Raw genomic sequence first — 13,946 nt, 5'->3', positions numbered from 1 at the left:
CGTTCTAACAATAGGGACTTAAATGGAAATTTGTTTTAGTTATCCAGACAGTCCCTATTTTTAAAGTTATGAATAATGTAAAAAACTCATTAAATTTTAACCGCACTTTTATTATCGCTAGCTTCTCAAAATATTATAAATTTCGAAATCTTTGCGATCCAAATAATGGGTGGATTGAATTTTACGAATAGTACGTGATTTGCCTCTAATTAATAGGGTTTCAGTGGTAGCAAGATTGCCTCGACGGGAAATACCTTTAAGTAATTCACCATGGGTAATACCGGTAGCAGCAAAAACAAGATTATCATCACGAACTAAATCTTCTAGTTTCAGCACTTCATTGACTTTAACGCCCAGCTCTTCGCAACGTTGAATTTCCTCAGCCGCAATTTTTTGATTTTCCTCGGTCTCACCTTTTACTTCATGACGAGGAATTAAACGCGCTTGCATATCACCGCCTAATGCTCGAACTGCAGCAGCGGCGGCCACACCTTCAGGCGCCCCACCAATGCCGTAAACCATATCCACTTCAGCATCGGGTAAACAGCATAAAACGGAAGCCGCAACATCTCCATCCGGAATTGCCATAACACGAATGCCCAAATCATGCATTTGTTGAATAACAACATCGTGGCGAGGCTTAGCTAGCACCATTACTGTTAGATCGGATAAGGATTTTCCTAAACGTGAAGCGGTGCGACGAAGATTTTGCTCAATAGGTAAATTGAGATCAATCATTCCTTTGACTTCCGGACCTACGACAATTTTTTCCATATACATATCCGGTGCTTTTAAGAAAGTTCTTTTTCCTCCAGCTGCCAACACAGAAATAGCATTGGATTGTCCCATTGCCGTCATACGTGTACCATCAATGGGATCAACAGCAATAGAAACAAGCTCCCCATTACCGGAACCGACTTTTTCACCGATATAAAGCATAGGGGCTTTATCAATTTCGCCTTCTCCAATAACAATTTCACCATCCATGTGAATAAGGTTCAGCATATAACGCATTGCTTTCACTGCGGCCTCATCAGCCGCATTTTTATCACCACGTCCGAGCCAAGTATATGCAGCCAGTGCTGCCGCTTCCGTCACACGAGAAAATTCAATAGCCAACGCACGATTCATTCTTTATATCTCCATTTAATTTATTCCAAGCAAAAAATCGTGTCATTCTAACACTATGCAAACGTTTGCATAATAAATTTTTACTGAAAGCTTTAAAAAGAAAAGTGAAGTGGGTACAATAAAGCCGTTTCGGACTTTATTTTAAAAGGAAAATCACTATGTCATTAGAAATCTTAAACCAGCTTGAAGACAAGATTAAGCAAGCGGTAGAAACCATTCAATTACTTCAACTTGAAGTAGAAGAATTAAAAGAACAAAACGGTCAATCTCAGCAAACTATAGAAGCATTACAAAGTGAAAATGAACAATTAAAAAATGAGCACCGTAACTGGCAAGAGCATATTCGTTCATTACTTGGTAAATTTGACAATGTATAATCATATCAAAGGCTTAGTTTTCTAAGCCTTTTCTTTGGGTACTATCAACTATGAAAATTTGTATTCTTTCGGGCAGCACCCTTGGTACTGCAGAATATGTCGCTGAACATTTGGAAGATTTTTTAAGAAAACAAGGATTTTCAACCGCACTTTTTCACGGCGCACAGTATGATGAGGTGATTAATGAGCCTCTGTGGTTGATCGTCACTTCTACCCATGGTGCAGGTGAAATCCCTGATAATTTACACCCACTTTTCGATCAAATAATGCAATCCGATCTCGATCTTTCATATTTGCGTTTTGCCATCGTTGGTTTAGGTAATTCAGATTATGATACTTTTTGTTATGCCACAAATCATATTGAAAAAATTCTAACGCAGAAAAGTGCGGTTAAACTTTGTGAAACCTTGAAGATTGATGTACTAAATGTTGATGATCCTGAACACTATAGCGAAGAATGGCTCCCTAAATTTATTCAAACACTCTAAGTATTAAGGAAAATAACGATGATCTTAAAATCATCGTTTTATTATCTGTGGATAACTAGAGAAAAACCTGTCAAAAAGCTGTATTTTATCACTGAATAATATCTAATTTTTTCTTGTCTGTGGATAACTAAGCAAATTATCCACAATAAATACTGATGATGTTTACCATTGATCAACATATTTCAATGAGATCTAACTTATTCATTTATAAAGCTAAAAAGATCTTATTCACAATCTAAAAGGATCTTAATAGTAACAATAATAAGATCTTTATCTATAAATAGAGATCTTATATTTACTACAAGAACCATTTTCGATCTTTTTATCCATATCATTTAGGATCAAATTTCTTGCTTTCAAGCAAAATCGAATTTTTGTAGAATAGCACGCATTTTAAGATCCGAATAAAATAGAGAAAACCAATGTTTTATACTGAAACTTACGATGTGATAGTAATTGGCGGTGGTCATGCCGGAACAGAAGCGGCATTAGCACCTGCCCGTATGGGATTAAAAACCCTTTTATTAACACATAACGTCGATACTTTAGGACAAATGTCTTGTAATCCCGCTATTGGTGGGATCGGAAAAGGTCATTTAGTGAAAGAAATTGATGCGATGGGTGGATTAATGGCACATGCCGCGGATAAAGCGGGGATCCAATTTCGTACGCTAAACAGTAGTAAAGGTCCTGCTGTGCGTGCAACTCGTGCGCAAGCAGATCGTGTGTTATATCGACAAGCTGTCAGGATTGCATTAGAAAATCAATCTAATTTAGACATTTTCCAGCAGGAAGTGACCGATATTTTGATCGAAAATGATCGCGTTAGCGGTGTCATGACTAAAATGGGATTAAAATTCCACGCGAAATCAGTCGTTTTAACTGCCGGTACTTTCTTAGCAGGTAAGATCCACATTGGTTTGAAAAATTATGAAGGGGGACGAGCAGGTGATCCTGCTTCAATGACTCTTGCAGAACGTTTGCGTGATCTCGGTTTACGTGTCGATCGTCTTAAAACAGGCACACCACCCCGTATTGATGCCCGTACGATCAATTTTAATATACTCACCAAACAGCATGGGGACGCCGTATTACCGGTGTTTTCATTTATGGGATCTGTTTCGGATCATCCACAACAAATTCCTTGTTATATCACCCATACAAATGATCAAACTCATGAAGTCATTCGTAATAATTTGGATCGTAGTCCAATGTACACCGGTGTGATCGAGGGGATCGGACCTCGTTATTGCCCATCTATTGAAGATAAAGTGATGCGCTTTGCGGATCGTAATTCTCATCAAATCTATTTAGAACCGGAAGGATTAACCAGTAATGAAGTTTATCCAAACGGCATATCAACCAGTCTTCCGTTTGATGTTCAAGTGAAAATCGTTAATTCCATGAAAGGCTTAGAAAATGCCAGAATTATCAAACCGGGCTATGCCATTGAATACGATTATTTTGATCCACGTGATCTAAAACCTACTTTAGAAACTAAAGCAATCTCAGGATTGTTTTTTGCCGGTCAAATTAATGGAACGACCGGGTATGAAGAGGCGGGCGCACAAGGATTACTTGCAGGGATCAACGCAGGGCTTTATGTACAAGAGAAAGAGGCATGGTTCCCACGTCGTGATCAGGCCTATATTGGCGTGTTGGTTGATGATCTCTGCACGCTAGGAACGAAAGAACCTTACCGGGTATTTACTTCTCGTGCAGAATATCGCTTATTACTGCGTGAAGATAATGCAGATATTCGTTTAACACCGATTGCCCATAAGTTTGGTTTAATTGATGAGGCTCGCTGGGCTCGTTTTAATCAAAAAATGGAAAATATTGAGCTTGAACGTCAACGTTTGCGCAGTATTTGGTTACATCCTCGCTCAGAATATTTAGAAGAAGCCAATAAAGTGCTAAGCAGTCCGCTTGTGCGTGAGGCCAATGGGGAAGATTTATTACGCCGCCCTGAAATGAATTACGAGATTTTAACTACCTTAACCCCTTATCAACCGGCAATGGCTGATAAAGAAGCGGTGGAGCAAGTGGAAATCGCCATAAAATATCAAGGTTATATTGAACATCAGGAAGAAGAAATCGAAAAACAAAAACGTCATGAAAATACGGCAATTCCACCACAATTTGATTATTCCAAAGTATCGGGTTTGTCTAATGAAGTCCGTGCCAAATTGGAGCAACATCGTCCGGTATCTATCGGGCAGGCAAGCCGGATTTCGGGTATTACCCCGGCGGCAATTTCAATTATCTTAGTTAATTTGAAAAAACAAGGAATGCTGAAGCGAGGGGAACTGTAAAATCAAAAAGTGCGGTTGAATTTTTGCTTATTTTTATGACGAAATAGCCCTTTCGTGAAAATTAATTTGGGGATAGAAAAATGCCTTTAACTTTTAGTAAGTAAAGGCATTTTTGTTTGTAAAAGTGGAATTATCCACTCAATAGAAACTAGAATGTGTAGTTGACATCTAAGCGATATTCACGACCACGAGCAGGGAGATCCCCACGTTGACCGTGAGCGATATAAAGCTTGTTAGCGATATTATCAATTGCAAAATTGACATTCATTTGATCATTATTGAATGGTTTCCAGTTTAATGTAATATCTGTGACATTATAGCCATCTTTGCCTTTATCTGAGCCGGTTTTTAATGTTCCGCCTGTGATAAAGTAGTTATCGGATGCTTTGACTTTTTCTACAATGCGATGATGTACGCCAATTTCTAAATTTGGTTGTTCAAAGCGATAGCTTAAAGAAGCAGTCCAAGTTCTACCAATTGCAGAAGCATATTCAGGATTACCACTTAATAGGCTGATTTCTTGAGGTTGTCCCTGACGATTTGTTCCCCATCTCGTTTGTGAATAGAAACGAGGTTTACTGTGTGCAACACCGATACGAGCGGTAAAGCCATTATTATGGTATCCCGCATTTAACTCATAACCACGATTTTTAATTTTACCTGCATTGACTATCTCCTGCGCATCATTGCCATGATTATCACGCCCGTTAGTTGTACCTAGTGCATCTTTAATATGTTGCCAGAAATAGCTCCCATCGAAACTAAATGTACCGTCATTATAATTAAAGCCAATCTCAGTATTGCGGGCTTGCTCTGCTTTAGTGTTATCGCCAATTGTAACAATACTGCCGCCACCATGAGACATAATCGCATCGTGCATACGTGGGCTACGGGTGGCATAGTTATGGCTTGCACTTAAACTTAAGTGTTCAATAGGTTCATAAATTATTCCCACACTTGGATTGAACGCACCATCATGACGTTTCTTACCATCCATCGCTTTAAAGTTAAAATGATCGTAGCGTAAACCTGTTGTTAAGATAATTTTGTCAATAGGCGTTGTAATGGCTTCAATATAAATACCTGTGTCTGTTTTTTCCTGATTAACAACTTGAGGATTAAATTTAGCGTGAGGTTTCACCTCTTGATGACGATAATTGATACCGTATTTGAGTAATATATTTTCATGAAGTGAGGAATCAAAATTAAGATTTGCACCATGAGTCACCACTTTTGCTTTCGTTGAACCACTATTTCGATTACCGCCAGCATAGCCGTTACCTTTATCATCTGCAGACCAACGACTATGAATTAAACGATAAACATTCGCTGTTGCCTCTTGTGCAAATCCTAAATTTTTACCTGTCCATTCTAAGTTAGTATTAGTGACAGACATTTTACGGTTAGTAGGTGCTTGTCTTGCTGCGTTTAAACGAGGATTTGACTCATCAATAGGGAATTCTTCACGCACTGTGCGTTCACCTTCGTGTTGTTCATTTAAATGGCTTAACACGAAATGCTGATCACCAATAGTTGCACCTAATTTTACTAAATAACTCATTTTATCAAGTGCAGAATTAGGAACACGATTCGAACTTGGATTTGCTCCGCTTTGATAATTTTTACCGCCTCGATAATCACTCTCTTTTACACGATTACCAGCTATGAGCGCATCAAAAATTTCACCCTTGCCAAATACTGAAGCATTATAGTTGTGAGCATGGTTAGTACTTATGCCTCCACCTATTTTTGCTCCAATGTTTTTATTGCTTTCTTTCAATAAATCTAGTGCATCTAAAGTTTTCGCAACGATTGCACCATTGGTTTGCCCGATACCTGCTGAAGCACTTCCCGCACCTTTTTGTACAGAGACTATTTTCACTAAGGCAGGATCAAGCATATGACGTCCTTGGTGATAATGAATTTGGCTATCTGAGTAGGCATTATCAATTTTGACATCAATAGAATTTTGTCCCATACCACGAATATAAAGGAATTGAGAGGTACCGTTACCCCCTCCTAAACTAATGGCTGGTTCGTATTTGAGTAATCCTCGCAAATCGGTTTCAGTGCTTTCATCTTTCAGTTTAGTCGTAACAACATTGCTTTGCACTTTCAAACCTTGATTGGTTGTAACAACGACCGTATCAAGTGTTTCAACATCATTATTTTCTGCTGAGGCATTGCCTACGTATAATGCACCCATTATTGCAGTAGTGAGAGGAAGTAATTTGAGGTTTCTCATTTAAGGTTCCTTTTAGTTAATTTAATGATAATAATTATCATAATTATTGTTAATATTGTATTAAATGTCAACTTCATAAATTAAATAAAATGTACAGGAATAAAGGAAAGCAGATATTTGAAATAGTCTATTGGATAGTAAAGGAGAGAAAACGAAAAAAGACATAGAATAACAACCGCACTTTCAAGTAGAATGGGGCATATTCTTACATAGAGAAGTAATCATCAATGAAAACAAAGCTAGATCGATTGCTTATGCAGGCAAATATTCAACTAAACGATCAACAAAAACAGCAACTAATTGATTTCGTCAATTTATTGAACAAGTGGAACAAAGCTTATAATTTAACCTCAGTGCGTGATCCACAAGAAATGTTGGTAAAACATATTTTAGACAGTCTTGTAGTCAGCTCTTATTTGCAGGGGGAATTTTTTATCGATGTTGGTACAGGCCCTGGTTTACCCGGTTTGCCCTTGGCAATTGCGAATCCGGATAAACAATTTGTTTTGTTGGATAGCCTTGGTAAACGTATTAATTTTATTCGAAACGCTGTGCGTGAGCTAAAATTGACAAATGTGACGCCAATATTAAGCCGTGTAGAAGAATATCAACCCAATGAAAAATTTGATGGCGTGTTAAGTCGGGCATTTGCTTCACTTAAAGATATGACAAATTGGTGTCACCATCTTCCGAAAGAAAATGGATATTTTTATGCATTAAAAGGGATCTATCACATCGAAGAAGTTAAAGAATTGAATGATAAATATACCGTGCAACAAATAATACCATTACAGGTTCCGGAATTAGTGGGTGAACGACATTTAATCATTTTGCAGTAAATCGTTACATTTTTGTAAATTTTTTTCAAAACTGTGATTTAGTTAACGTTTTTTTGGTAGTTTTTAAGTTGAATCTGATTTTTTCAAGAGTATAATTGCCAAGGTTTAAGGTTATTGAAAATAATGTCGAGAATTGTACAACAAGCGAAAATTCAGTATCGAAAAGCTATTCAGATTGAAATAGCCATCATGTTACTACTTGCTTGTTTTTTTGCTTTTTGGCAAACAAGAAATGCACTTGATTTTTTATTAGGGTTTCTTTCGGCATTGCTTCCTTTCAGCGTTTTTGTATATATCGTGTTTTATCGAAAACAATATTTATCTGCAAAATTGACCGCACTTTATAGAGGTGAAGCCATTAAGTTTGTGCTAACTATCATATTGATCATTGCATCGTTAAAGTGGTTTTTTGTGACAAACTTTGTGATTTTCTTTAGTGGTTTTTTTATGGCATTAATGTTGAATAATTTGATTCCATTTTTATTTCGCCGAATTTGATTTTTTTCTATCGTTCTAAAGGATTCGCTATGTCTGGACAAACAACATCGGAATATATTAGTCACCATCTATCTTTTCTAAAAACAGGAGATGGGTTTTGGCATGTTCATGTGGATACTTTGTTCTTTTCTATTTTAGCCGCAGTCATTTTTCTTTTTATTTTTTCTCGTGTAGCAAAAAAAGCCACAACCGGAGTACCCGGAAAAATGCAATGTATGGTTGAAATTGTGGTGGAATGGATCAATGGTATTGTTAAGGAAAATTTCCATGGTTCACGTGATGTTATTGCTCCCCTAGCATTAACTATTTTTTGCTGGGTATTTGTGATGAATGCGATTGACTTAATTCCGGTTGATTTCTTACCACAGTTAGCCGGCCTATTTGGTATCCATTATTTGCGCGCAGTACCAACCGCTGATATTAGTGCAACGCTTGGTATGTCTCTCTGCGTTTTCTTCTTAATTCTTTTCTACACCGTTAAGTCCAAAGGTTTCAAGGGATTAGTGAAAGAATACACCCTTCATCCATTTAATCATTGGGCATTTATTCCTGTTAACTTTATTTTGGAAACAGTCACCTTACTCGCTAAACCTATTTCTCTTGCGTTCCGTCTATTTGGTAATATGTATGCAGGGGAATTGATCTTTATCCTTATTGCTGTGATGTATTCAGCTAATATGGCTATCGCTGCATTGGGTATTCCTTTACACCTTGCTTGGGCAATTTTCCATATTTTGGTTATTACCTTACAAGCGTTTATTTTTATGATGTTGACGGTCGTTTATTTAAGCATTGCTTACAATAAAGCAGATCATTAATCGTTTTTTTATTAACCGGCTCTAGGGCTAAAACTTAACTTCTATTGGAGAACATTATGGAAACTGTAATTACAGCTACAATCATCGGAGCATCGATTCTTCTTGCATTTGCTGCATTAGGTACTGCAATTGGTTTTGCTATCTTAGGTGGTAAATTCTTAGAATCTTCAGCGCGTCAGCCTGAACTTGCGTCAAGCCTACAAACTAAAATGTTTATCGTAGCAGGTCTTTTAGATGCGATTGCGATGATTGCGGTTGGTATTTCCTTACTATTCATCTTTGCAAATCCATTTATCGGTTTATTACAATAATCCCTTATTTGCTTATCAACGTGAAACAAGCATTTTAAGGAGGACGTTGTGAATTTAAATGCAACATTAATTGGTCAACTTATTTCATTTGCACTATTCGTGTGGTTCTGCATGAAATTTGTATGGCCGCCAATTATTAAAGCAATTGAAACACGTCAAAGCCAAATTGCCAATGCATTAGCGTCTGCGGAAGCTGCGAAGAAAGAGCAAGCAGATACTAAATTACTTGCTGAAGAAGAAATTTCAAAAGCGAAAATTCAGGCTCAAGAAATTTTAGATGCTGCAAACAAGCGACGTAATGAAGTGCTTGACGAAGTGAAAACTGAAGCAGAAGAACTTAAAGCAAAAATTATTGAACAAGGATATGCTGAAGTGGAAGCTGAACGTAAACGTGTTCAAGAGGAATTACGTCTTAAAGTGGCTTCATTAGCAATTGCCGGTGCCGAGAAAATTGTGGGTCGCACAATTGATGAAGCGGCAAACAATGACATTATTGATAAATTAGTTGCAGAACTATAAGAGGCTTTAGCTTATGTCAGAATTAACTACGATAGCTCGCCCTTATGCCAAAGCAGCATTTGATTTTGCCATAGAGCAATCCGTGAATGATAGAAGTGCGGTAGAAAAATGGACAGAAATGTTGAAATTTTTGACCGCTCTTGTGGAAGATGAACAAATGAAAGAATTTCTCGTTAGTTCACTTTCTTCACAAAAAGTTGCAGATGTGGTGATTTCAATTTGTGGTGAACAGCTAGATCAATATGGGCAAAATCTTATTCGGTTAATGGCTGAAAATAAGCGTTTGAGTGCTATTCCTGCGGTATTTTCCGAATTTACCCATTATGTGGAAGAACATCAAGCCATAGCAGAGGTACAAGTAACTTCTGCACAACCATTGAATGCAACTCAAATTGAAAAAATTGTGGCGGCAATGGAAAAAAGATTAGCTCGCAAAGTGAAAGTAAATTGCAACGTGGATAATTCACTTATTGCTGGTGTAATTATCCGTACGGAAGATTTTGTGATTGATGGCAGTAGTCGTGGACAGCTCGACCGTCTCGCAAATGAGTTGCAATGATAAGAGGAATAAAAGATGCAACTAAATTCAACAGAAATTAGTGAATTGATTAAAAAACGAATTGCTCAGTTTGATGTAGTAAGTGAAGCTCGCAATACTGGGACAATTGTTTCCGTAAGTGACGGTATTATTCGTATTCACGGTTTGAGCGATGTAATGCAAGGGGAAATGATTGCATTACCGGGGAATCGCTACGCAATGGCACTTAACCTTGAGCGTGACTCGGTTGGTGCGGTTGTAATGGGACCTTATGCTGATTTAGCTGAAGGTATGGAAGTTCAATGTACAGGTCGTATTTTAGAAGTGCCGGTAGGTCGTGGCTTATTAGGTCGTGTTGTTAATACTCTTGGTGAACCGATTGATGGTAAAGGTGAGATCGAAAACGATGGATTTTCACCGGTTGAAGTGATTGCACCGGGGGTTATCGAACGTAAATCAGTCGATCAACCGGTACAAACCGGTTATAAGGCGGTGGACTCTATGGTGCCGATTGGTCGAGGTCAGCGTGAATTGATCATTGGAGACCGTCAAACCGGTAAAACAGCTCTAGCTATTGATGCAATTATTAATCAACGTGATTCAGGTATTAAATGTATCTATGTTGCAATTGGTCAAAAAGCATCGACTATCGCAAACGTTGTGCGTAAACTAGAAGAACATGGTGCATTGTCAAATACTATTGTGGTTGCTGCATCAGCATCTGAATCTGCCGCATTACAATACCTTGCACCTTATGCAGGTTGTGCGATGGGCGAATATTTCCGTGATCGTGGTGAAGACGCGTTAATTGTTTATGATGATTTGTCAAAACAAGCTGTAGCCTATCGTCAAATTTCATTATTACTACGTCGTCCGCCGGGTCGTGAAGCTTACCCTGGAGATGTTTTCTATTTACATTCACGTTTACTTGAGCGTGCAGCACGTGTTAATGAAGAATATGTAGAAAAATTTACCAATGGTGAAGTAAAAGGAAAAACCGGTTCTTTAACTGCTCTTCCTATTATTGAAACCCAAGCCGGTGACGTGTCTGCATTCGTACCAACCAACGTTATTTCTATTACCGATGGTCAGATTTTCTTAGAATCTAACTTATTTAACTCTGGTATTCGCCCTGCGGTAAACCCTGGTATTTCGGTATCTCGCGTAGGGGGTGCTGCACAAACTAAAGTGGTGAAAAAATTAGCCGGTGGGATTCGTACCGCATTAGCACAATATCGTGAATTAGCTGCATTTGCACAATTTGCCTCTGACCTTGATGATGCAACCCGTAAACAGCTTTCTCATGGTGAAAAAGTGACAGAATTATTGAAACAAAAGCAATATTCACCACTTAGTGTTGCGGAGCAATCTGTGTTGCTTTTTGCTGTTGAGTTTGGTTACTTGGAAGATGTAGAACTACAAAAAATTGCAAGTTTTGAGACCGCTCTTTTAGACTATGCTCACCGTAACCATGGCGACTTTATGGCAGAATTAACCAAAACCGGTAATTACAATGATGAGATAAAAGGCACATTGAAAGCGATTTTGGATAGTTTTAAAGCCAACGGTGCTTGGTAATATAACGGAGAAAGAAGATGGCAGGTGCAAAAGAGATAAAAACCAAAATTGCCAGTGTACAAAGTACACAGAAGATTACTAAGGCAATGGAAATGGTTGCTACCTCGAAAATGCGTAAAACGCAAGATCGTATGGCAGCTTCTCGCCCGTATTCTGAAACAATACGAAATGTTATCAGCCACGTATCTAAAGCCAATATCGGTTATAAACATCCATTTTTAGTTCAACGAGAAGTGAAAAAGGTTGGGATTTTAGTTGTCTCAACAGACCGTGGAATGTGTGGTGGGTTGAATATTAATTTATTCAAAACCGTAATGACAGAAATCAAGCAATGGAAGGATAAAGGTGTTTCCGTAGAATTAGGTTTAATTGGTTCAAAAGGGATTAACTTTTTCCGTTCGTTAGGATTATCTGTGCGTGGACAACTTTCTGGTTTGGGTGACAATCCATCAATGGAAGACTTAATTGGTGTAGCAAACGGGATGTTTGATGTTTATAAAAATGGTGAAGTAGATGCTGTTTATATCGCCTACAATAAATTCATCAATACGATGGCACAATCACCTGTTTATCAGCAATTGGTTCCATTGCCGGAGTTAGAAACCGATAATTTAGAACAAAAACAAAATACTTGGGATTACCTTTACGAGCCGGAGCCAAAAGTTTTATTAGATAGTTTGCTTACTCGTTATTTGGAATCACAAGTATATCAATCTGTGGTGGATAACCTTGCTTCCGAGCAAGCTGCCCGTATGGTAGCAATGAAAGCGGCAACTGATAACGCAGGAAATTTAATTAATGACTTGCAATTAGTTTATAACAAAGCCCGTCAAGCAAGTATTACAAATGAATTAAATGAAATCGTCGCCGGTGCGGCTGCGATTTAAGGAAAGAGGAAAGGTAATGTCAGCAGGAAAAATTGTACAAATCATCGGTGCGGTGATTGACGTTGAATTCCCACAAGATGCAGTACCAAAAGTTTACGATGCATTAAAAGTTGAATCCGGTTTAACCCTTGAAGTTCAACAACAATTAGGTGGCGGTGTTGTTCGCTGTATCGCATTGGGTACATCTGACGGCTTGAAACGTGGTTTAAAAGTAGAAAATACCGGAAATCCAATTCAAGTACCGGTTGGGACTAAAACCCTAGGGCGTATTATGAATGTGTTAGGTGAACCAATTGATGAGCGTGGTGAAATCGGTGCGGAAGAAAATTGGTCTATTCACCGTGCAGCGCCAAGTTATGAAGAACAATCAAATAGTACGGAATTACTTGAGACCGGTATTAAAGTTATCGACTTAATTTGTCCTTTTGCAAAAGGGGGGAAAGTTGGGCTTTTCGGTGGTGCAGGTGTAGGTAAAACCGTGAATATGATGGAATTAATCCGTAATATTGCGATTGAACACTCCGGTTATTCCGTATTTGCCGGTGTAGGTGAACGTACTCGTGAAGGTAACGATTTCTATCACGAAATGACAGAATCTAACGTATTAGATAAAGTATCGTTGGTTTATGGTCAAATGAATGAGCCACCGGGTAACCGTTTACGTGTTGCATTAACAGGCTTAACTATGGCTGAAAAATTCCGTGATGAAGGTCGTGACGTATTATTCTTCGTGGATAATATTTATCGTTATACCCTTGCAGGTACTGAAGTTTCGGCACTTTTAGGTCGTATGCCGTCAGCAGTAGGTTATCAGCCGACCCTTGCAGAAGAGATGGGTGTATTGCAAGAACGTATTACATCAACTAAAACAGGTTCTATCACTTCCGTACAAGCAGTTTATGTACCTGCGGATGACTTAACCGACCCTTCTCCGGCTACGACCTTCGCACACTTGGATTCAACGGTGGTATTAAGTCGCCAAATTGCCTCTTTAGGTATTTATCCGGCGGTTGACCCATTAGATTCCACATCACGTCAATTAGATCCGCTTGTAGTTGGTCAAGAACATTATGATGTTGCACGTGGCGTACAAGGTATCTTACAGCGCTATAAAGAGTTGAAAGATATTATTGCTATTCTTGGTATGGATGAACTATCTGAAGAAGATAAACTTGTGGTAGCACGTGCTCGTAAAATTGAACGTTTCTTATCACAACCGTTCTTCGTTGCAGAAGTCTTTACAGGTTCACCGGGTAAATATGTGTCATTAAAAGACACCATTCGTGGTTTCAAAGGTATCTTAGAGGGTGAATACGACCATATTCCAGAACAAGCGTTCTATATGGTGGGTTCAATTGAAGAAGTGCTAGAAAAAGCCAAAAATATGTAATCACTTCAAGTC

At 38.3% G+C, this 13,946-nt stretch carries 14 protein-coding genes; 12 read left to right on the top strand and 2 right to left on the bottom strand.

Annotation, left to right across the window (positions count from 1 at the left end; genetic code table 11):
• Positions 1-117 precede the first annotated feature (117 nt).
• Positions 118-1,131: a class II fructose-bisphosphatase gene (gene glpX, locus BKK54_RS02880; RefSeq protein WP_077541335.1), complete on the bottom strand. Its 1,014-nt coding sequence runs from the start codon at positions 1,129-1,131 to the stop codon at positions 118-120.
• 158 nt (positions 1,132-1,289) lie between these two features.
• Here glpX and BKK54_RS02875 point away from each other — a divergent pair, with 158 nt between their 5' ends.
• The 3 genes from BKK54_RS02875 (at position 1,290) to mnmG (ending at position 4,311) form a co-directional block, all read left to right on the top strand.
• A complete protein-coding gene (locus BKK54_RS02875) occupies positions 1,290-1,508 on the top strand; it encodes a cell division protein ZapB (RefSeq protein ID WP_077541333.1) in 219 nt (72 codons plus the stop codon).
• 50 nt (positions 1,509-1,558) lie between these two features.
• Complete coding sequence (gene mioC / locus BKK54_RS02870; RefSeq protein ID WP_077541331.1) at positions 1,559-1,996, top strand: FMN-binding protein MioC; 438 nt, start codon at positions 1,559-1,561, stop codon at positions 1,994-1,996.
• 422 nt (positions 1,997-2,418) lie between these two features.
• Positions 2,419-4,311, top strand: a complete 1,893-nt coding sequence (mnmG, locus tag BKK54_RS02865; protein ID WP_077541329.1) for a tRNA uridine-5-carboxymethylaminomethyl(34) synthesis enzyme MnmG — start codon at positions 2,419-2,421, stop codon at positions 4,309-4,311.
• A gap of 148 nt (positions 4,312-4,459) precedes the next feature.
• Here the strand turns inward: mnmG and BKK54_RS02860 are convergent, their stop codons facing one another.
• Positions 4,460-6,556: a TonB-dependent receptor domain-containing protein gene (locus BKK54_RS02860; RefSeq protein WP_077541327.1), complete on the bottom strand. Its 2,097-nt coding sequence runs from the start codon at positions 6,554-6,556 to the stop codon at positions 4,460-4,462.
• 227 nt (positions 6,557-6,783) lie between these two features.
• Between BKK54_RS02860 and rsmG the strand changes: the two genes are divergently transcribed.
• The 9 genes from rsmG to atpD all read left to right on the top strand — a co-directional run bounded on the left by rsmG (position 6,784) and on the right by atpD (position 13,934).
• A complete protein-coding gene (rsmG, locus tag BKK54_RS02855) occupies positions 6,784-7,395 on the top strand; it encodes a 16S rRNA (guanine(527)-N(7))-methyltransferase RsmG (RefSeq protein WP_077541325.1) in 612 nt (203 codons plus the stop codon).
• Between the two features lie 123 nt (positions 7,396-7,518).
• Positions 7,519-7,893 (top strand): ATP synthase subunit I, encoded by a 375-nt coding sequence (locus tag BKK54_RS02850; protein WP_077541324.1) that lies wholly within the window; start codon positions 7,519-7,521, stop codon positions 7,891-7,893.
• A 29-nt stretch (positions 7,894-7,922) separates the two neighbouring features.
• The gene (gene atpB, locus BKK54_RS02845; protein WP_077541322.1) at positions 7,923-8,711 is read left to right on the top strand and encodes a F0F1 ATP synthase subunit A; all 789 of its coding nucleotides are present in this window, start codon (positions 7,923-7,925) and stop codon (positions 8,709-8,711) included.
• A gap of 56 nt (positions 8,712-8,767) precedes the next feature.
• Positions 8,768-9,022: a F0F1 ATP synthase subunit C gene (gene atpE / locus BKK54_RS02840; RefSeq protein WP_005539567.1), complete on the top strand. Its 255-nt coding sequence runs from the start codon at positions 8,768-8,770 to the stop codon at positions 9,020-9,022.
• Between the two features lie 48 nt (positions 9,023-9,070).
• Entirely contained in the window at positions 9,071-9,541 is a 471-nt protein-coding gene (gene atpF / locus BKK54_RS02835; protein WP_077495785.1) for a F0F1 ATP synthase subunit B, read from the top strand.
• 13 nt (positions 9,542-9,554) lie between these two features.
• Positions 9,555-10,100 (top strand): F0F1 ATP synthase subunit delta, encoded by a 546-nt coding sequence (atpH, locus tag BKK54_RS02830; protein WP_077541320.1) that lies wholly within the window; start codon positions 9,555-9,557, stop codon positions 10,098-10,100.
• A gap of 15 nt (positions 10,101-10,115) precedes the next feature.
• A complete protein-coding gene (gene atpA / locus BKK54_RS02825) occupies positions 10,116-11,657 on the top strand; it encodes a F0F1 ATP synthase subunit alpha (RefSeq protein ID WP_077541318.1) in 1,542 nt (513 codons plus the stop codon).
• Positions 11,658-11,674: 17 nt separating this feature from the next.
• A complete protein-coding gene (gene atpG / locus BKK54_RS02820) occupies positions 11,675-12,544 on the top strand; it encodes a F0F1 ATP synthase subunit gamma (protein ID WP_077541316.1) in 870 nt (289 codons plus the stop codon).
• Between the two features lie 16 nt (positions 12,545-12,560).
• Positions 12,561-13,934, top strand: a complete 1,374-nt coding sequence (gene atpD, locus BKK54_RS02815; protein WP_018355849.1) for a F0F1 ATP synthase subunit beta — start codon at positions 12,561-12,563, stop codon at positions 13,932-13,934.
• Positions 13,935-13,946: the final 12 nt, after the last annotated feature.

Source organism: Rodentibacter genomosp. 1 (genome assembly GCF_001999285.1).
In the GTDB taxonomy this organism is placed as follows: domain Bacteria; phylum Pseudomonadota; class Gammaproteobacteria; order Enterobacterales; family Pasteurellaceae; genus Rodentibacter.
This window is presented reverse-complemented; position numbering and strand designations above follow the sequence as displayed.